Source organism: Qipengyuania xiamenensis (genome assembly GCF_019711495.1).
Taxonomy (GTDB): domain Bacteria; phylum Pseudomonadota; class Alphaproteobacteria; order Sphingomonadales; family Sphingomonadaceae; genus Qipengyuania; species Qipengyuania xiamenensis.
In genome coordinates this window covers 604481-623536 of record NZ_JAIGNM010000001.1, presented here as the reverse complement: position 1 = coordinate 623536, position 19056 = coordinate 604481, and the positions used below count along the sequence as shown (strand labels likewise).

At 63.3% G+C, this 19056-nt stretch carries 15 protein-coding genes; 12 read left to right on the top strand and 3 right to left on the bottom strand.

Going from position 1 to position 19056, the window contains the following annotated elements:
• Positions 1–8: 8 nt before the first annotated feature.
• Positions 9–407 carry a metallopeptidase family protein gene (locus tag K3165_RS03080; RefSeq protein ID WP_221547367.1) on the bottom strand — a complete coding sequence of 133 codons (399 nt, stop codon included), beginning with the start codon at positions 405–407 and terminating at the stop codon, positions 9–11.
• Positions 408–502: 95 nt separating this feature from the next.
• Between K3165_RS03080 and K3165_RS03075 the strand changes: the two genes are divergently transcribed.
• From K3165_RS03075 to K3165_RS03060, 4 genes are all read left to right on the top strand, one after another.
• Positions 503–994, top strand: coding sequence for a hemerythrin domain-containing protein (locus K3165_RS03075; protein ID WP_221547366.1), 492 nt, complete (start codon positions 503–505; stop codon positions 992–994).
• Positions 995–996: 2 nt separating this feature from the next.
• Positions 997–2559, top strand: coding sequence for a phospholipase D-like domain-containing protein (locus tag K3165_RS03070; protein ID WP_221547365.1), 1563 nt, complete (start codon positions 997–999; stop codon positions 2557–2559).
• On the top strand, positions 2556–3167 hold the full coding sequence (gene folE / locus K3165_RS03065; protein WP_221547364.1) for a GTP cyclohydrolase I FolE: 612 nt from the start codon (positions 2556–2558) through the stop codon (positions 3165–3167). Before K3165_RS03070 ends, folE begins: the two co-directional genes overlap by 4 nt.
• A gap of 182 nt (positions 3168–3349) precedes the next feature.
• On the top strand, positions 3350–4822 hold the full coding sequence (locus K3165_RS03060; RefSeq protein ID WP_221547363.1) for an HWE histidine kinase domain-containing protein: 1473 nt from the start codon (positions 3350–3352) through the stop codon (positions 4820–4822).
• A gap of 133 nt (positions 4823–4955) precedes the next feature.
• Here K3165_RS03060 and K3165_RS03055 read toward each other — a convergent pair whose 3' ends face one another.
• Both K3165_RS03055 and K3165_RS03050 read right to left on the bottom strand, forming a co-directional pair.
• Complete coding sequence (locus tag K3165_RS03055) at positions 4956–5213, bottom strand: hypothetical protein (RefSeq protein ID WP_221547362.1); 258 nt, start codon at positions 5211–5213, stop codon at positions 4956–4958.
• Between the two features lie 99 nt (positions 5214–5312).
• Complete coding sequence (locus K3165_RS03050) at positions 5313–5792, bottom strand: peroxiredoxin (protein WP_221547361.1); 480 nt, start codon at positions 5790–5792, stop codon at positions 5313–5315.
• A 178-nt stretch (positions 5793–5970) separates the two neighbouring features.
• Between K3165_RS03050 and K3165_RS03045 the strand changes: the two genes are divergently transcribed.
• From K3165_RS03045 to addA, 8 genes are all read left to right on the top strand, one after another.
• The gene (locus K3165_RS03045; RefSeq protein WP_221547360.1) at positions 5971–6429 is read left to right on the top strand and encodes an S-adenosyl-L-homocysteine hydrolase; all 459 of its coding nucleotides are present in this window, start codon (positions 5971–5973) and stop codon (positions 6427–6429) included.
• Positions 6430–6558: 129 nt separating this feature from the next.
• Complete coding sequence (ahcY, locus tag K3165_RS03040; protein WP_247713963.1) at positions 6559–7974, top strand: adenosylhomocysteinase; 1416 nt, start codon at positions 6559–6561, stop codon at positions 7972–7974.
• 87 nt (positions 7975–8061) lie between these two features.
• A complete protein-coding gene (locus tag K3165_RS03035; protein WP_221547358.1) occupies positions 8062–10404 on the top strand; it encodes a sensor histidine kinase in 2343 nt (780 codons plus the stop codon).
• Positions 10401–10838: a tRNA (adenosine(37)-N6)-threonylcarbamoyltransferase complex ATPase subunit type 1 TsaE gene (gene tsaE / locus K3165_RS03030; RefSeq protein ID WP_221547357.1), complete on the top strand. Its 438-nt coding sequence runs from the start codon at positions 10401–10403 to the stop codon at positions 10836–10838. Before K3165_RS03035 ends, tsaE begins: the two co-directional genes overlap by 4 nt.
• Positions 10835–11821: an aminoglycoside phosphotransferase family protein gene (locus tag K3165_RS03025; RefSeq protein ID WP_221547356.1), complete on the top strand. Its 987-nt coding sequence runs from the start codon at positions 10835–10837 to the stop codon at positions 11819–11821. The genes tsaE and K3165_RS03025 overlap by 4 nt, the downstream gene beginning before the upstream one ends.
• The gene (locus tag K3165_RS03020) at positions 11818–12540 is read left to right on the top strand and encodes a nucleotidyltransferase family protein (protein ID WP_221547355.1); all 723 of its coding nucleotides are present in this window, start codon (positions 11818–11820) and stop codon (positions 12538–12540) included. The genes K3165_RS03025 and K3165_RS03020 overlap by 4 nt, the downstream gene beginning before the upstream one ends.
• A complete protein-coding gene (addB, locus tag K3165_RS03015) occupies positions 12533–15571 on the top strand; it encodes a double-strand break repair protein AddB (RefSeq protein WP_221547354.1) in 3039 nt (1012 codons plus the stop codon). Before K3165_RS03020 ends, addB begins: the two co-directional genes overlap by 8 nt.
• Positions 15568–19050: a double-strand break repair helicase AddA gene (gene addA / locus K3165_RS03010; protein WP_221547353.1), complete on the top strand. Its 3483-nt coding sequence runs from the start codon at positions 15568–15570 to the stop codon at positions 19048–19050. Before addB ends, addA begins: the two co-directional genes overlap by 4 nt.
• The last annotated feature ends 6 nt before the right edge of the window (positions 19051–19056 follow it).

Genomic DNA, 19056 nt, shown 5'->3' with positions numbered 1-19056 from the left:
CCCGTGCGTCAGTCGGCGTTGTCTTCCAGCCAGTGCATGTCGTCGTCGGAAAAGCCGAAGTGATGGCCTGCCTCGTGGATCACCACGTGACGCACGAGGTCGTCCATCCGAACGCCGGTGTCGCGCCATTCGGCTATGAGAGGTTCGCGAAATAGCCAGATCCGCGCAGGCATGCGGTGGCTCTCCCAGACCGACCGTTCGGTCAGCGCCACACCTTCGTAAAGGCCGGTCAGCTCCCATTTACTGGTGAGCTCGACCGATTCGAGCTGCTCGACCGTCGCGAAGTCTTCCACCCGCATCACGATCTCGCCCATCTGCTGGCGGAACTTCTCCGGCAGGCCGCGCACGACCGCTTCTGCCATCTGCTGCATTTGCGCCTGGGTGGGGCCGGGACGGTCTTGGCTCATGCCGGTGATATGCGGTGCCGGGTTACCGTATTCAAGCAATGCTGGAACCGCCTCGCTTTCGGCCTGTTCTGAAAGGCAAAAGGAGAAACTGCCCCATGGCCGATGCCACCGAAATTTTCGCCCGCCTCAAGAAGGACCACGACAAGCACCGCGAGCTGCTCGACAAGCTGCTCCAGACCAGCGGCGACACCAAAGAGCGCGAAGAGCTGTTCGAAGAGCTGACGAAGGAATTGAAGAGCCACGCTGCGGCTGAAGAGCAGGCGCTCTATTCGACCATGCTGCGCAAGCCGCCGACCACCGATGAAACGCGTCACTCGGTTGCCGAGCATCACGAGATCGACGAAGCGCTCAACGATCTTGCCGCGACCGACATGTCGGAAGGCGGCTGGCTGACGAAGTTCAAGAACTTCGACCACCATTACCGCCATCACATCGAGGAAGAGGAAGAAGACCACTTCCCCGATTTCGAGAAGCATCTCGATGAAAAGGACATGGAGCACATGCGCGCGGTCTTCGATCGCCGTAAGGAAGAAGAGAAGGCCGAAGCGGAAGTGACGCCCGAGAAGAAAGAGGACGCCAAGGAATAGGCATGAGCGCGGAGGGGGCATCCGACACCAAGTCCGAAGGGGCCTCGAGCCGTACTTCGCAGCTGGACCCCGGCGTGGAGCCGGGTGTCTGGCGCTATGAAATGGCGAGCAAGGCATCGGTGATCATCGATGCCGCCGACTATTTCGCCTTCATGCAGGAAGCGATGCTCCACACGCGCCGCCGGATGCTGCTGATCGGCTGGGATTTCGACACGCGCATCCATCTCGAACGCGGCCGCCGCTGGTGGCAGCGTCCGTGGAAGCGCGGCTATCCGCGACGGCTGGGCAGTTTCATCGCTTGGCTCGCGCGGCATCGCAAGAAGCTCGATATCCGGCTCCTGAAATGGAACTTCGGCATTTTCACGATGCCGCTGCGCGCATCGATGATGTGGGACCTGGCCCGCTGGGTTCGCCACCGGCGGATCAATTTCAAGTTCGATACCGCGCATCCGGTGGGGTGCAGCCATCACCAGAAGCTCGCGATCCTCGACGGCAAGGTCGCCGTGTGCGGCGGGATCGACATGACCGACAAGCGCTGGGACACGCGCGACCATAAGGAAGACGACGAGCGCCGGGTCACCCCTCGCGGCAAGCCTTACGAGCCCTGGCACGATGCCACCATGATGATGGAAGGCGACGTCGCCAACGCCCTCGAAGAACTGGGCGAAGACCGCTGGACGCGTGCGGGCGGCGGAAGCTTGCCTCAGTACGAACCCAGTGTCGGCTCGCCATGGCCCGAGCCGCTGAAGGCACAGTTCGAGAATGTCGAGATCGGTATCGCAAGGACGCGAGCCGCCTATCGAGACTGGGACGAGGTGAAGGAGATCGAGCAGCTCCACCTCGCGCATATCAAGCGCGCCAAGCACTTCATCTATGCCGAAAGCCAGTATTTCGCCTCGCGCGCGATTGCAGAGGCGATCATCGAGCGGGTCCAGGAAGACGATCCGCCCGAGATCGTGATCGTCCATCCGGCCAATGCGGATGGCTGGCTCGAGCAGCAGGCGATGGACCATGCTCGCGCGGAACTGGTCCGGGCGATCGAGGAGGCCGACAAGAAGAGCCGCTTCAGCATCTGGACTCCGCTGACCGGCGAAACGCCGATCTATGTCCACGCCAAGATCATGATCGTCGATGACGAGATCCTGCGTATCGGCTCTGCGAATATGAACAACCGCTCGATGGGGCTCGATAGCGAATGCGACGTGTTCATCGATTCCACTCGCAAGGCCAATGCAGGGACGAGCAGCATGATCGCGAGCCTGCGCCATTCGCTGCTGGCGGAGCATTGCGGCATCGAAGAGGACGAGGTGCCGCAGCTCCAGGCACGCTATGGTTCGATGGCCGCACTGATCGATCACACGCTGACCCCGGGCGAGGGCCGCAACCTCCAGCGCTATCATCCGCCTGACCTCAACGACGCCGAGGAATCGCTCGCCCAGAGCGCGCTGCTGGATCCCGAACATCCCGACGATATGTTCGAGCCGTTTGCAAAGGGCGGACTTTTCCGCAAGGGAAGCCGCCTCGCGCGCATGCGCAACAAGTTCAGAAGGAAAAACGGCAAGTGAGCAGCCTGGTCGGACCCGACGAAGACAACCCGCTTGGCAAACCCCCGGTCCCCGAACACGTGCAGGACGCGATCCGCACGCTGATCGAATGGACGGGCGACGATCCGACTCGCGAAGGCCTGCTCGACACGCCCAAGCGCGTCGCGCGCGCGTGGAAGGAATACTGCCTCGGTTATGGCGAGGACCCGGGCATCCACCTCAGCCGCGTGTTCGAAGAAGTGGGCGGCTATAACGAGATCGTGCTCCTGAAGGACATTCCCTTCCAGTCGCACTGCGAACACCACATGGCCCCGATCATCGGCAAGGCAGCGATCGCTTACCTGCCCAACGACCGCGTGGTCGGCATCTCGAAGCTCGCCCGCGTGCTCCACGGATATGCGCGCCGCCTGCAGGTGCAGGAACGCCTGACCGCCGAGGTCGCGGACTGCATCTGGGAAAACCTCCAGCCGCAGGGCGTGGCGGTAGTCATCGACGCCCAGCACAGCTGTATGACCGCTCGCGGCGTCCGCACGCCCGGCGTCGGAATGGTCACCAGCCGCATGATGGGCACCTTCCTCGAAGACCAGCGCAGCCGCAAGGAAGTGCTTAGCCTGATGGGGTATGGCTGAGACGGGGCTTTGGGCGCCTAAAAGCGGCTAGTCCGCTAGCGACCCGATTCCTGCCGTTTGACCCTTGTGCTCGGAGCAAAGGGCAAGGCTTAAATTGCCTAGCATGTTGATCCTGCGTTAGTGGATTGATTTGCTAGTGCCAACACGCCGGTCTATGATAAAGCAATCATAGGGAGGTCGCGTTGAACCGTATCGATCCCAGCATAACCCAGCACTCGCCCACGATCGAAAATGCTCTATCGATCCTTGCTGATACGTCACGCGTGGTTGGAGAGGCATATTTCCCCGTCGTGGTCGAAGGATTGGCGAAAGCCCTCAATATAAGATGGGCTTTTGTTTGCCGGTTTGACCCTGCAAATCCACACGAAGCGACTACCATAGCCTTTTGGGACCACGGTCCCGCCGATAATTTTGTGTACGGCCTACTCAACACGCCATGTGCCGATGTGGCGGCACAAGGTGTCTGTTGCTATGCAGACGATATCACGAAGCTCTATCCATTTGACGAAACGCTCGTCGAAATCGAGGCAAAGAGTTATGCCGGGAAGGCCTTAAGATCTCTTGATGGACGCGTTCTCGGTTTGGTTGCCGTCATGGACGATGCACCTTTCTCGGATCCCAAAACTGTTACGGAAATTGTCGAACTTTTCTCGGCCAGAGCAGCCGCTGAACTTGAGCGCCTCGCAACCGCATCACTGAATGAACGGCTGGGCAAGATTGTCGAAGCGTCCGTTAGCGAGGCTTACGTCTTCGATAGTCGATCGTTCCAATTCGAGCTTGTGAACCGGGGTGCTCGGGAAAACTTGGGTTTCGCGATGGAGGAACTTCGCAACCTCACGCCATGGGACCTAAAGCCGGAATATTCGAAAGAGGATTTTCTCTCGTTCGTTGAACCACTGCTCAACGGTGAGGTCGAGGTTCTCCAGTTTGAGACAGTTCACATGAGGAAAGACGGGTCTACATATCCCGTATCTGTCCAACTCCAATATTTTCCCGATGAAGGCGGTGTGTTCTTCGCTTCGATCACCGATGAGACCGAACGGCGCGCGAGGGAAGAGCGAGAAAAATTGATCTTGAATGAGATGAATCATCGCGCAAAGAACGTGCTCGCGGTCGTTCAAGTTCTGGCTCGTCAAACTGCAAAGCGAAATCCTGAAGACTATGTAGCCCAACTTGAGGCTAGGATTGCGGGATTGTCCGCAAGCCATAACGTGCTCGTACAAAACTCATGGGAGGACGTGCCATTTGATGAGCTGATCCGCTCTCAGTTGGGACATTTCGAGCACATGATCGGAGACCGGATTACGATTTCGGGCCCACCCACGAGGATAAAGGCGACAGCTGCACAGGGTTTCGGACTGGCGTTACATGAACTTGCGACCAATGCCGCCAAGTATGGCGCACTTTCGACCCAAAGTGGGAACGTCGCGATCGCCTGGAGCGAAATGGATGAAGGCGATCGGCGACTTCTTCAGTTGACGTGGATCGAGTCAGGCGGGCCAGAAGTAGTCGCCCCCGACAGCTCCGGCTTTGGATCGTTCATGATCGAAAAGAGCATGGCTTCCCAATTCGGCTGCGAGGTTATTTTGGACTATGATCCCAGAGGGCTCCGGTGTGAGTTCTTTGCCCCCGCTGAGCGGGTGCTTTCCGAATGATGTGATCTGCGGAGCTGATTGGGTTTGATTGAGCTCTAGGTTCACAATGCGATATGGCTTCTCGCCAGATCGAGAGGTCTGCTTTCCACCCAAAAGCGGATTCTTCACCTACTTCGGATTGTGCTGAATGCGGTCATCCCCCGAAGAGTTTCGCAAAGAATCCGCGCTTCTTACGCGTAGGCGCAGTCTCGCCTGCAACGCCGTAGAGATAGTTCCCCAGCTGCACGGCCTGCTGCTTGGTCAGGAAATAGCGAAACTCGCGCACGTCTTCGTTGCTGTCGACGACCTTGCTCGTTCTCTGCATCAGCAAGGCGATCTTCTCGCCGGCAGGGTCCGCCCTCCAGCCGAGCAGCATTCCGAACTTGTCATCGCCTGCGGTCTTGTCTTCCATGGCCACGTTCCCCCGAAGTGCGCGCAAAAGACTGCGCCCCGCCGTGCCGGGTGGCAAGGCGGGGCGCGCGTTTGTCCTCAGACGGGACGGGTAACAGGCTTACATCTGGCCGAGCATATGCTCCGCGCTCGAGACCGAGAAATCGCCCGGTGCTTCGACATTGAGCTGCTTCACCACGCCGTCTTCGACTAGCATCGAATAGCGCTGGGCACGCTGGCCCATGCCGAAGCCGGAGAAATCTGCATCGAGGCCGGTGGCCTTGGCGAATTCGCCGTTTCCGTCCGCGAGCATGGTGATGTCCTGGCTGCCGGCAGCCTGGTTCCATGCACCGAGCACGAAGGCATCGTTGACTGCCGTGGCGACGATCTCGTCGACGCCTTTGGCCTTCAGTTCATCGGCCTTTTCGACATAGCCGGGCAGGTGTTTCGCGGAGCAGGTCGGGGTGAAAGCACCGGGCACGCAGAACAGCGCCACGGTCTTGTCCTTGAAGTAGTCCGAAGACTGGACCTGCTCGGGGCCTTCGGCGGTAGCCTTGACCAGTTTTACGTCGGGAAGGCGGTCGCCTACGGCAATTGTCATTTGTTAAAACTCCTGTGTCTTCAAATCCACACCCAGCATCTAGTGAGACGGGCCGTGCATGCAAGGGTGGTGGATGGTTAACCGCGGTTTACTTCGCACCTTTAAAACCCGGTAAACATTCTGCAGGCACACCTTGGTTGTGGACACGGGACGTCCGCACGACGGGAGACCAAGGGACATGCATTTCAAGAAAACCATGGCAGCCGCCGCGACGGCCGCTGCTCTTCTCATGACGCCGACGACCGCCAGCGCGGCGAGCCAGGACGAACAGGTCCGCAAGCTCGACATCATGCTGATGGTCACCTCGCTTCGCTGCCGCATGGGGTCGGACGACTTCCAGCCGCAGTATCGCAAGTTCTCGGCCAATCACATCACGGCGCTCAACCAGGCTGCTCGTCGTCTCGAGAGCGGCCTTGTCGCGCGCCACGGTAAGAAGGGTGCCAAGCGCGCTCTCGATCGTATCAGCGTCGGCATGGCCAACCAGTATGGCCAGGGTCACCCGTGGCTCGGCTGTGCAGAGCTGAAGGAAATTACCGAGGACCTTTCGAAATCGAAGGATCCGGCAGTGCTCACCCAGGCGGCCGACGAGCTGCTTGGACCGGCACCGCGCAGCGGGGGTCGCTGGGCGCGGCGCTAAGGCCTTTCGGGATCGAAAGAGGTAGAGCGGAGGGGCAGTTGCTCTGCCTCCGCTGAAAGGCTAGGGGCGGCGCTTCGACAGTGCCGCCCCTTCTTCGTGCGCGGCGTAAATTTCCTGTATTATCAAGGACTGCCCGTGACCGAATTCTCCGATTACGTCATCAAGGACATTGCGCTGGCCAATTACGGTCGCGAGGAAATCCGCATCGCGGAAACCGAGATGCCCGGCCTGATGGCCACGCGCGAGGAATATGGCGATGCCCAGCCGCTCAAGGGCGCGCGCATTACCGGCTCGCTGCACATGACCATCCAGACCGCGGTCCTGATCGAAACGCTGACCGCTCTGGGTGCCGAAGTGCGCTGGGCAACCTGCAACATCTTCTCCACGCAGGACCACGCCGCAGCCGCCATGGCCGCCAACAACATCCCCGTTTTCGCGGTGAAGGGCGAGAGCCTCGCAGAATACTGGGACTATGTCGGCCGGATCTTCGACTGGTCCAGCGATGAAGACCCCGATTGCACCGCCAACCTCATTCTCGACGATGGCGGCGATGCGACCATGTTCGCCTTGTGGGGTGCGCGCATCGAGGCAGGCGAGGAAATGCCCGAGCCGCAGAACGCCGAAGAAATCGAGATGCAGCGCGCGCTGAAGGAATTCGTCGCTAAGAAGCCGGGCTACCTCACCAAGTCGGTGAAGGCCATCAAGGGCGTGTCCGAAGAGACCACCACCGGCGTCCACCGCCTCTACCACCTTGCCAAGCAGGGCAAGCTGCCGTTCCCCGCGATCAACGTGAACGACAGCGTGACCAAGTCGAAGTTCGACAACCTCTATGGCTGCCGTGAATCGCTGGTCGACGCGATCCGCCGTGCGACCGACGTGATGCTCTCGGGCAAGGTCGCCTGCGTTGCCGGCTATGGCGACGTCGGCAAAGGCTCGGCGCAGTCGCTGCGCAATGGCGGCGCCCGCGTGCTCGTGACTGAAATCGATCCGATCTGCGCGCTGCAGGCGGCGATGGAAGGCTATGAGGTCGTGACGATGGAAGACGCGGTCACCCGCGCCGACATCTTCGTCACCACCACCGGCAATGAAGACGTCATCACCGCCGAACACATGAAGGCGATGAAACCGATGAGCATCGTGTGCAACATCGGCCACTTCGACAGCGAGATCCAGATCTCCGCGCTCGACAATTACGAGTGGACCGAACTCAAGCCGGGCACCGACCTCGTTAAGTTCCCCGACGGCAAGGAAATCATCGTGCTGGCCAAGGGCCGCCTGGTGAACCTCGCCTGCGCCACCGGTCACCCCAGCTTCGTGATGAGCTGCTCCTTCACCAATCAGGTGCTGGCGCAGATCGAACTCTGGGAAAACACCGACGGCTACGAGAACGACGTCTACGTCCTGCCCAAGCAGCTCGACGAAAAGGTCGCCGCGCTCCATCTCGACAAGCTGGGCGTCAAGCTCACCCAGCTTAGCAAGGAACAGGCAGACTATATCGGCGTGCCGGTCGAAGGTCCGTTCAAGCCGGAACACTACCGCTACTAAGACAATCGGGCGCGCTGCGCATATTTTGCGCCGCGCGCCCGAATCTTCACGTTGCATCCACGCCGCTAGCCTAATAGCTGGCAGGTAATGGAAATTTCGCCCGTCCTCCTTCCTATCATCGGCCTGATGCTGGCGCTGTGGACCGTCACGGCGATGTGGCTGATGATCAAGGCCAGCCGGGACAGCCAGGCGGCTGCGTCGCACAAGAAGGTTGCTCGCCGCCTCTCGCGCATGGTCGAGGAAGGCCCCGCCATCCCGCTGCTGGTGCGTGTGGACGGACGGATCGAGGCGCCCGACCGTTTTGCCCGCTGGATCGGGCTGGACAAGGTCCCCGAATATCTGAGCGAACTGGCCGGCGCCGATGACAGGGGCCTTTCCGAAGGCCAGGTCGAAGAGCTCTCCACCCTAGTCAGGCGCACACAGAAGAGCGCCAAGCCGTTCAAGCTGGCCCTGCGCCCGCCCGGTTCGCGCAAGTCTCTGGCGCTGCGCGGAGCGCTCGCCGATCCGGCGGTCTCGCCCAGCGGCGCTGCGCTGATCTGGGTTTTCGATTTCACCGAGACCGACGACGAACTCGCCCGCCTCGGCGAGGAAGCGGCGCGTGCGCGTGACGATTTCGGCGCGCTGGTCGGCCTGATCGAGGCTGCGCCGATGCCGATGTGGTTCCGCGGCGCCGACATGCAGCTGCGGCTGGTCAACAAGGCCTATGTCGAAGCGGTCGGTGCGAAGAGCGCGGACCAGGTCGTTGCCGAACAGATCGAACTCGTCGAGAAGGTCGGTGGACGCAGTGCGGCGCAGGTTGCGCAGCAATCGGCAGACCGCCGCCAGCCGATCGAACGCATTCTTTCCGCCACGATCAACAATGCCCGCCGCACGATCCGCGTCACCGACCTGCCACTCGTGGGCGAGGGCATCGCCGGCTACGCGGTCGATATCGAGGAAATGGAAGAGCAGGCCCGCGAATTCCGCGCCTTCCGCGAAGCGCAGCGCTCGATGCTCGACCAGCTTTCGATCGGTGTCGCCCAGTTCGATGCACAGCACCGGATGACCTTTGCGAACCAGCCGTTCCACCGTGTCTTCTCGCTGCCGCCGGGCGTCGTCAACGAGCGCACGACCTTCGAGCAGATGCTGATGGTCGCCCGCGAGAATGGCCGCATACCCGAAGTGCGCGACTTCCCCGCATGGCGCAAGGAATTGGGCGAATGGTTCCAGATGGACGAGCCAGAGGAAGTCGCCTGGCCGCTGCCCGACAGCACGCATTTGCGCCTCGTCGCGCAGCCGCTGCCCGATGGCGGCCTCGTCCTGATCGCGGAGGACCAGACCGAGCAGCTTGCCCTCTCGGCCACGCGTGACACGCTGCTGCGTACGCGTACCGCGACCTTCGACAGTCTGTTCGAAGCACTCGCGGTCTTCGCGCCGGACGGGCACCTCGAACTGTGGAACCGCGGCTTTCCGGTCGCCTGGGGCCTCGAGGGCGAGGAACTGGACGGACATCCGCAGGCCGAACAGCTGCTCGAGGCGATATCGAAACAGCTCGCCGACCCGAAACAGATTTCCGAGATCGGTCAGACGATCCGCTCCGCCACGCTCGACCGCAAGAACCGCCGCGGCCGCATCGCGCTCGCCGACGGCCGCACGCTCGATTACGCAGGCGTCCCGCTCCCCGATGGCAACGGCCTGATCACCGTGCTCGACGTGACCGCGTCGCAGCAGGCGGAAGAGGCCCTGCGCGAACGTAACCGCGCGCTGGAAGAGGCGGATGCGGTGATGACGCGCTTCCTCGCCAACATGTCCTACGAATTCCGCACTCCGCTGACCTCCATCGGCGGCTTTGCCGAGCTGCTGTCGCAGGGTATCGCCGGAGAGCTTAGCCCGCAGGCGCAGGAATATGTGCAGGCCATCACCATGTCGGTCGGCAAGCTGACCGCGCAGGTCGAGAACGTCCTCGATCTGTCGCAGTCCGAGGCGGGCCTGATGCCGCTGCGCAAGTCGAAGCTGGAGATGATCCCCTTCATCGAGCAGATCGTGCGCAAGCGCGAGGACCGGATCGTCGAGGGCGGGCTGACGCTCGATGTGAAGGGCAATGCCAGCAAGGTCATCGAGGCCGATCGCCAGCAATTGCAGCGCGCCATCGGTCACCTGCTCGACAATGCCATCGCCAACACGCCGCGCGGCGGCCGCATCCTGATCGATATCGCCAAGCGCCGCGGCCAGAACCGCATCGTCATCTCGGACAATGGCAAGGGCATGAGCCAGCATGAACTGGCCCGCGCGCTCGAAGGCATCCGCATGAGTGCCGATGGCAAGGGCATCGAACGACGGCAGGGCCTCGGCATCCCGCTCGCCCGGCAACTGGTCGAGGCACATGGCGGGGCCCTCGACATCCAGAGCCGCAAGAATGCCGGCACGACGGCGACGATTACGCTGCCGTGATCCGCGATCTTCCCGATCTCGATGCAATGGAAGCCTTCGGCGCCCTGATTGCCGAGCGTCTGCAGCCGGGCGATGTCGTGGCGCTGACCGGCGGGCTGGGTGCGGGTAAGACGACGCTCGCGCGCGCCATCATCAAGGCGCTGGGGCACGAGGGCGAAGTGCCTTCGCCGACCTTCACGATCATCGAGACCTACGACCATCTGCGCGTGCCGCTGGTCCATGCGGATTTCTACCGGCTGGAGGACCCGTCCGAGGCGATGGAGATCGGGCTCGACGATTACCGCGAGGGCACTGCGCTGCTGGCCGAGTGGCCCGATCATGCAGGCGGCTTCGAGGATGAGCCGGGTTGCCTTGCAATTGCGCTGGAAACGGTGGGCGATGGACGAAGGGCCATTGTGAAGCCGGGCGAGGCTTGGCAAAGCCGCATCCCATGAGCGCACTACCCGACGGCATTCACGATTTTCTTGGCGACACCGAATGGGAAGGCGCGGAAATCGCGCCGCTGGTGGGCGATGCGAGCTTCCGCCGCTATTTCCGGCTCAAGATGGGCGGCCATACGGCAATGCTGATGCACGCCCCGCCGCCGCATGAAGATCCCGCGCCTTTCCTGCACGTTGCCCACTGGCTCGAAGAACAGGGCATGCGCGGGCCTGCGATCCTGCTGGAAGATGCTGCCAAAGGCTGGGTGCTGACCGAGGATTTCGGCGACCAGCGGATGAAGGAATGGATCGACGACCATCCGGGCGACGAACACGATACCTATGCGCAGGCGATCGACGCGCTGGTGCAGCTCCACCAGCTGCCGCCGGGCCCGTTCGAGCCGTACGACATGGCCGTGTACCAGCGCGAAGCGGCGCTGTTCACCGAATGGTATTGCCCTGCTGCCGGCCTGACGATCGATGAAGCAGGCTGGACCGCCGCGTGGGAAGAGGCGCTTGCCCCCATGCTTCCGCGCCAGAACCCGGGCGTCACCGTGCTGCGAGATTATCACGCGGAAAACATCATGCTGCTCGAACCGGGCAAGCTGGCTGGCGAACAAGGGTTGATCGATTTCCAGGACGCGCTGGTCGGCCATCCCGCCTATGACCTCGTCAGCCTGCTGCAGGACGCGCGCCGTGACGTGTCGGAGCAGCTCGAACACGACATGCTGTGCCGCTATCGCGCCGCCGCCGATCCCGGCGGGCATTTCGAGGCGGACTACGCGCGCCTCGGTGCGCAGCGTAACGCCAAGATCGTCGGCATCTTCACACGGCTTTACAAGCGCGACGGGAAGCCCCGCTATCTCGGCATGATCCCGCGCGTCTGGAAGGCGATGGAGCGCGACCTCGCGCATGAGGCGATGGCTCCGGTCGCTGCTTGGTTCGATGCAAATATCCCGCAGGAATTGCGCCAAGCCCACGGCGGAGAGATCGCTTGAGCAAACTCGTTTCGGATACCGCCATGCTGATGGCGGCAGGCCTCGGCAAACGCATGCGCCCGCTCACCGCAACCATGCCCAAGCCGATGGTCCGCGTGGCCGGAAAGCCGCTGATCGACCGTGCGCTCGACCGGGTCGAGGATGCCGGGATCGAGAAAGCGGTGGTCAACGTCCACTACCTTGCGGAGAGCATCGAGGCTCACGTGGGACCGCGCAAGGTGCCCGCAGTGACCTTCTCCGACGAGCGGGAGCTGCTGCTCGAAACCGGTGGCGGCATGGTCAAGGCGAAGGAGGCCGGGCTGCTTCCCGATCCTTTCTTCGCCTGCAATGCCGACAGCATCTGGCTCGACGGGCCGCGCAATGCCTTCGCCGACCTTTCGGCGGCATGGGACCCTGACCGGATGGATGCGCTGCTGCTGGTCGTGACCCACGCCCGCGCGCGCAATTTCGACGGGACGGGCGATTTCTACATGGACGGGGCCGGGAGGCTCAGCCGCAAGAAGCCCGACCGGATCGCCCCTTTCATCTACACCGGTATCCAGCTGGTCTCGCACCGGCTGCTGCGCGATGCGCCCGAAGGGAAGTTCTCGACCAACATCCTGTGGGATCGCGCGATCGAGGAGAATCGCCTCTTTGGCGTCGCCTTCACCGGCATGTGGTACGAAGTCGGCACGCCGCAGCACATCAGGCCTACCGAGGAGGCGTTGACGGGTGGCTGAAGAAGGCAGGGTCGCAAGCCAGCCGAAGGTCTATTCCATCGCTGCCCATCGTGGGTTCGCCGATGCCCTCGTAGCGGGACTGGTGCCGCGCTATTCCGACCCTGAGCTGGGCCTTTCGAAGCTCACGCTGCTGCTGCCGAGCTCGCGTGCGCGCCGGACCGTTTCGGAAGCCTTCATTCGCCATGCAGGCGAGGAGGGCCGGGCGGGCCTGCTGATGCCGCGCATGGCGGTTGTGGGCGATCTCGATCTCGACGAGGCACTCGGGCCGCTGCTCGACCCGCTCGGGACAAGCAATATCCCGCCAGCCATCGACCCGCAGCGCCGGATGTTCGCGCTTGCCGGCCTGATTGCGGACGAGATGGGTGACGATGCGCCCAAAGGCGCGACCCTCCTGCGCCTTGCCCGCGAGACCGGGGCTACCATGGACAGGTTGCTGGTCGAGGATATCGGGCCCGAGCAGCTGCGCGACGAAAAGGTCGTCGACATCTTTCCCGACCTTTCCGAACACTGGCAGAACTCGATCAGGCTCTTCGCCAATGTGCAGGCGCGATGGCTTGCCTGGCTGGGCGCGGAAGGCATGCTCGATGCCGCCGCGCGCCGAAATCGCCTGTTCGACGAGGCGCGCAGGACTTGGAAAGCCAGCCCGCCAGCAACGCCCATCGTCGCAGCCGGTGTCACCAGCGCCGCGCCCGCGCTCGCGAAGTTGTTGCGGGTTGTGAGCGAGGTGCCGCAAGGCGCGGTAATCCTGCCCGATTTCGACCTGACGATGGACGGGGACGTCTGGGACGAGCTGGGCCGCGCAGGAGCCGCGCCGACAGCTGAAGACACCGCTTTCGCCCGCGAGGATGCGGTCACTCATCCGCAGTATCATCTCAAGCTGCTGCTCAACCGGATGAGCGTACGGCGCGAGGAAGTGCAGCCGTGGCACCGCAAGGGCATGACCGCTGCGCCGCCCGAGCGCAGCCATGCCATTTCAGCCCTGTTCTTGCCGCCCGAAGCGAGCAAGGTCTGGGTCGATCTCAAACCCGAGAAGCGTCGCCTGTCGGGCGTCCGGATCATGCATGCTTCCAATCCGGAAGAAGAAGCGCAGGCCATCGCCTTGCTGGTGCGCAAGGTACTGTCCGAACCGGAAAAGCGCGTCGCCGTGGTCACACCAGACCGCCCGCTGGCTCGCCGCGTAGTGCATCACCTTGCGCGCTGGAACATCGTAGCCGACGATTCCGCGGGTCGCCCGCTGTCGCATACTCCTGCGGGCCGGGCATTCCTGCTGGCGGCCGAGGTCATGGCCGAAGGGGCGCGAGCAGTGCCCATGATGGCGCTGCTGGGTCATCCGCTGGTGGATGGCGGAATGGAACGCGGTCGCTGGCTGCGGCGATTGCGCGTGCTGGAACGCGCCTTGCGTGGCCCGCGGCTGGCGCCCGGTCTCGAACCCGCGCGTGCGGAGATCGCGAGGATTGCGGAAAAGCGTCCCGAGATGGCCGAGTGGTGGGCGCTCGCTGAGCAATCGCTCCTGCCTCTGGTCGAGATCGACCGCAACGCACCTTCCGATCTTGCAGGGATGATCGATACGCTCGCGGCCTGCGCGGAGACACTGTGCGGCGAAAAACTCTGGGCGCAGGAAGACGGGCGTACGCTTGCCTCCTTCGTCGAGGAATTCCGCCTCCACTCGCGCGAAGCAGGCTTCACCGTCGCACCGCGCGATGTGGCGGCAGTGCTCGCCGATGCGATGGAGGAGCGCGCGGTGCGCCCGCCCTATGGTGGTCATGCCCGCGTACAGGTGCTCGGCCTGCTCGAAGCGCGCATGAACCGCGCCGATCTGGTCATCTGTGCGGGGCTCAACGAAGGCGTCTGGCCCGCCCGCGGGAGCGTGGACGCCTTGCTCGCGCCTCCGGTCCTGCGCACGCTCGGCGTGCCTGGCGGCGATTTCCGCATAGGTCTGTCGGCACACGACCTTGCCGGCGCGATGGGCGCGCCCGAGGTCGTGCTCAGCCGCAGCGAGAGGGACGAGGGTGGGCCGGCCATTCCCAGCCGTTTCCTGCTGCGCGTTCAGGCGTTGCTTGGTGAATTGCTCGAAAAATACGAGGATCACGAAACCATCGCGCTCGCCCGCGCCATGAACCGCGCCAAGCCGGCGCCCGAATATCCGCGCCCGAAGCCAAATCCGGGGCCGCAGCAGCGCGACGTCGACATTTCCGCCACGGCGCTCGACCGGCTGCTGGGCGATCCATATCAGTTCTTCGCGCAGAAGATCATGGGCCTGTCGGATCTCGACGCGCTCGATGCGGACCCCAACCCGCTGTGGCAGGGCAACGTGGCGCATGACATCCTCGAGCGCTGGCACGTCGCGCGCAAGACCGATTCCGCCGCGCGCATCGCTCCGATCATGGAAGAGGTCCTCGACGAGGAGAATGCCGACGCGCGCGTGCGCGGCTTGTGGCAGCCGCGCCTGCAGAAGGCGCTCGAATGGATCGAGGAAACGGTCGATGCCTATACCGACCGCGAGGTGCTGGCGGTCGAGGTGAAGGGCACGATGCATTTCGACGACGTGTTCGTCCACGGCCGCGCCGACCGGATCGACCGGTTGGAGGACGGCTCGCTCGGCATCATCGACTACAAGACGGGCAAGCCGCCGACCAAGGCGATGGTCGAGCAGGGCTTTGCCCTACAGCTCGGAATTCTCGGCCTGATCGCCGAACAGAACGGCTTCAAGGGCCTGACGGGTGAACCGGGCGGCTATGAGTATTGGTCGCTGGGACGCTCCAAGGACGATAATTCCCACGGCTTTGGTTACATCGAAGCGCCGCTCAAGCTTAATGACAGACAGAAAGGCTTGTTGCCCGAGGAATTCCTTCCGACGACCCGCACCAAGCTCGGCGAAGCTATCGGCAAATACATAAAGGGCGATGCGCCCTTCACCGCGCGCGAGAACCCCGATTATCCATCTTACGATACCTACGATCAGTTGATGCGGCTCGAGGAATGGCTCCCTCGCCAGGCCGACGATACGTCGGACGGGGGAGACGATACATGAGCGGCAAGGTCTATCCGCTCAAGGATGCGCAGGGGCAGAGCGTCAATCCGCAGGAAAGCGTCTGGCTTTCGGCGAGCGCGGGGACGGGCAAGACGCAGGTGCTTTCGGCACGCGTGCTGCGCCTGCTGCTGGAGCCGGGCGCCGACCCGTCGCAGATCCTGTGCCTCACCTTCACCAAGGCCGGTGCCGCCGAAATGGCCGTACGCGTCAACTCGGTGCTCGCACGGTGGGTGCGCATGGATTCCGCGCAATTGGGCAAGGAACTCGGATACCTGGGCGCGGCAATCGACCCTGACACGCAGGCCCGCGCCCGCTCGCTCTTCGCCCGCGTGCTAGATTGCCCGGGCGGCGGTCTCAGGATCGATACGATCCACGCCTTCGCGCAATACCTCCTCGCCGCCTTCCCGAGCGAGGCGGGCGTGCTCCCCGGCAGCCAGCCGATGGAGGACCGCGACCGCGACCTGTTGAGCCGCGATGTCCTCTCCGACCTGCTGGCAGAGGGCGACCCGCAGGTCCGTGAAGCGGTGGCCGAGATGAGCCGCCGCAAAGGCCCCGATGCGGTGCTCGGCTGGCTAATGCGCTGTGCGCGCCACAAGGAACTCTGGAACCAGCCCGGCTGGCAGCACGGACTACGCGATCCGGTACGTCGCCTCCTTGGCATTCCGGTCGATGCGGACGAGGGCTGGGTGGCGAAAGGCTGCTCGGACGAGAACTTCCCTGTCGACACCCTGCGCGCAATGCTTCCAGCTCTCGATGGTTGGAATACAAAGGCTGCGGATACCATCCGAGGATTTGTCGGGCATTGGCTCTCGCTCGATCCGGCAGGACGCTTCGCCGAACTCGATGGTTTTCGCCAGCGTAACTGCATCCTGAAGAAGGATGGCGACCCCACTTCATTGAAGGGCGCGGAAAAGAACGACCCCGATTTCGGCAACAAGCAGGAGATCATCGTCGAAGCCGTGCGCGCCGTTGCCGAACGCGCAGCGCTACTCGAGCTCGCCGCATTCCTCGCGCCGCAACTCGAAGCAGGCCGCGCATTCGCCAAACGCTGGGAAGAGGCGAAGGCGCGCGAAGGGCTTGTCGATTTCGACGACCTCATCCACCGCGCCGCCCAGCTGCTGTCGTCCAACTCCATGGCCGACTGGATCCGCTACAAGCTCGACCGCAGCTTCGATCATATCCTCGTCGACGAAGCGCAGGATACGAACGAAGCCCAATGGGCGATCGTGAAGGCGTTGACCGACGACTATTTCGACGGTCTCGGCGCGCGCGGCACCGCGATCCGTACGATCTTCACCGTGGGCGACTACAAGCAGGCGATCTTCGGCTTCCAGGGCACCAGTCCGGAAAACTTCCGCAAGGCGCGCGACTACTTCCGCGACAAGATGGACAAGGCGGCCGCCGCTGCCGAGGAAGCCCGTGCCAATGCCAATGCCGGGCGGTTGGAAGAATACAAACTCGGCCGCAGCTACCGCACGAACCAGACGGTTCTGACATTCGTCGACGATGCGATCCGCGCCATCGGACCCGAAGGGCTGGGTCTCGAAAAGAGCGACGGCGACCACAAGGGCGACAACGCGCCCGGCCTCGTGACCTTGTGGAAGGAAATCCGCATCGTCGAAGGCGGCGAGGATGGCGACGAGGAGGAGAAAGGCTGGCTTGCCCGGCATGATCGGCTTCTGGCGGATCGGATTGCGCGGCAGGTAGCCGAATGGCTCGATCCCGAGGGCGACGGCTTCACACTGGTGAAGGGTGAGACCCGCAGAGCGCAGGCGGGTGATGTCATGGTGCTAGTGCAGAAGCGCCGCGAACTCGCCTCGTTGATCGTCGCGCGCCTCTATGCGCATGGCGTCCCCGTCGCAGGCGTCGACAGGCTCCGGCTCGGCAATCCGCTGGCGGTGAAGGATCTCATGGCGGCGATCCGCTTTGCCGCGCAGCCGCTGGACGATTTGACGCTGGCAAACCTGCTCGTCTCTCCGCTGATCGGCTGGAGCCAGGATGACCTGCTCGTCTTCGGCTATCGCGAAAAGGGCATCCGCCTGTGGGAGCACCTGCGTGGTTCGGACGAACCGCGCGTGGCGCAAACCATCGATACCTTGCGCGAAATCCTGCGTCGTGCGGATTACGATACGCCGCAGCAATTGCTGCACTGGATCCTCGTCGGCCCGATGGACGGACGGCGCAAGCTTGTCGCTCGGCTGGGGCGCGAGGCGAACGATCCGATCGACGAGCTGCTCAACGCTGCCAACGCCTATGCGTCGAGCCACGTAGCTAGCTTGCAGGGCTTCATCCGCTGGTTCGATGCCGGCGATGGCGAGCTGAAGCGCGAGGCGGGCGAGAGTGGGGACCAGGTCCGCGTGATGACCGTGCATGGATCCAAAGGCTTGCAGGCGCCGATCGTCATCCTTGCCGATGCAGCGATCCGCCCTGATGCCTCCGGCGATCTCTCGCTGGAGGACACTCCGCTCGGGTCCGAAAACCGCAATATCGTCCCGCTGCCGTCCCTGACCAAGGACGAGAAGGTCGGGCCTGTGCGCGCGGTGGAGGAGGAAAACGCCGCGCGTTCGATGCAGGAACACTGGCGCCTGCTCTACGTCGCGATGACGCGAGCCGAAGAGGCGCTGTTCGTCGGCGGTTCGCTCGGTCCGCGCGATGCGAAGAACGGCCCACACGAGGATAGCTGGTACGCCCGACTGGCGCAGCTGTTTGAAACCGACGATGCCTTGGAGGACCCGATCTGGGGCGCTCGCTGGGAGGTGGGAGAGCGCGCTCCTCCGGTGCCGGTTTCGGCCAGGAAAGTGCAGGAAGCCACAACCGAACTCCCCGACTGGGCGAAACAGCCGGTCGGTCCCGAACCGCGCCCGCCGCGTCCGCTGGCGCCTTCGGGGCTGGGCGAGGTGGAGGGCAGCGATCCGCCGCTTCCGCCCGAGGTCGCAGCGGGTGCCGCAAGGCGCGGTGTGCTGATTCATGCGCTACTCGAACGCCTGCCCGAAGTTGCTATGGATGCGAGAAAGGAAAAGGCACGGAGCTGGCTTGCACGGCAGGCGCCGGACCTGGACGATGCCGAACGCGAGGAAATGCTGAACCGCGCGCTCGCCGTGCTGGAAGAGCCGGGCTTTGCGGAAATCTTCGGCCCCGATGCGCTGGCGGAAATCCCGCTCGCTGCCACGGTCGAGGGGCAGGTGGTGATGGGCACGGCCGACCGGCTGCTGGTCACGCCAGAGAAGGTCACCGTGGTCGACTTCAAGACCGCGCGCCGCCCGCCGACCTCGCTGGATGGCATGCCGGACAGCACCTTGCGGCAGATGTCTGCCTATGTCGCGGCGCTCGAGGTCATCTATCCCGGGCGGCGGATCGAGGCAGCTGTGCTCTATACCCAGACGCCGCAACTCATCGCCTTGCCGCAGGACAAACTTGCCGCCTACAAGGCCGCGTTTGCGGATCGGCAGGAAAGCTTTGCCTTGCCACCCGTTGAGTAATTGCAC

Coding starts and splice junctions, on each gene's coding strand:
- K3165_RS03080 (WP_221547367.1), bottom strand. CDS start 407: ATGAGCCAAGACCGTCCCGGCCCCACCCAGGCGCAAATGCAGCAGATG.
- K3165_RS03075 (WP_221547366.1), top strand. CDS start 503: ATGGCCGATGCCACCGAAATTTTCGCCCGCCTCAAGAAGGACCACGAC.
- K3165_RS03070 (WP_221547365.1), top strand. CDS start 997: ATGAGCGCGGAGGGGGCATCCGACACCAAGTCCGAAGGGGCCTCGAGC.
- K3165_RS03055 (WP_221547362.1), bottom strand. CDS start 5,213: ATGGAAGACAAGACCGCAGGCGATGACAAGTTCGGAATGCTGCTCGGC.
- K3165_RS03050 (WP_221547361.1), bottom strand. CDS start 5,792: ATGACAATTGCCGTAGGCGACCGCCTTCCCGACGTAAAACTGGTCAAG.
- K3165_RS03045 (WP_221547360.1), top strand. CDS start 5,971: ATGCATTTCAAGAAAACCATGGCAGCCGCCGCGACGGCCGCTGCTCTT.
- K3165_RS03035 (WP_221547358.1), top strand. CDS start 8,062: ATGGAAATTTCGCCCGTCCTCCTTCCTATCATCGGCCTGATGCTGGCG.
- K3165_RS03025 (WP_221547356.1), top strand. CDS start 10,835: ATGAGCGCACTACCCGACGGCATTCACGATTTTCTTGGCGACACCGAA.
- addA (WP_221547353.1), top strand. CDS start 15,568: ATGAGCGGCAAGGTCTATCCGCTCAAGGATGCGCAGGGGCAGAGCGTC.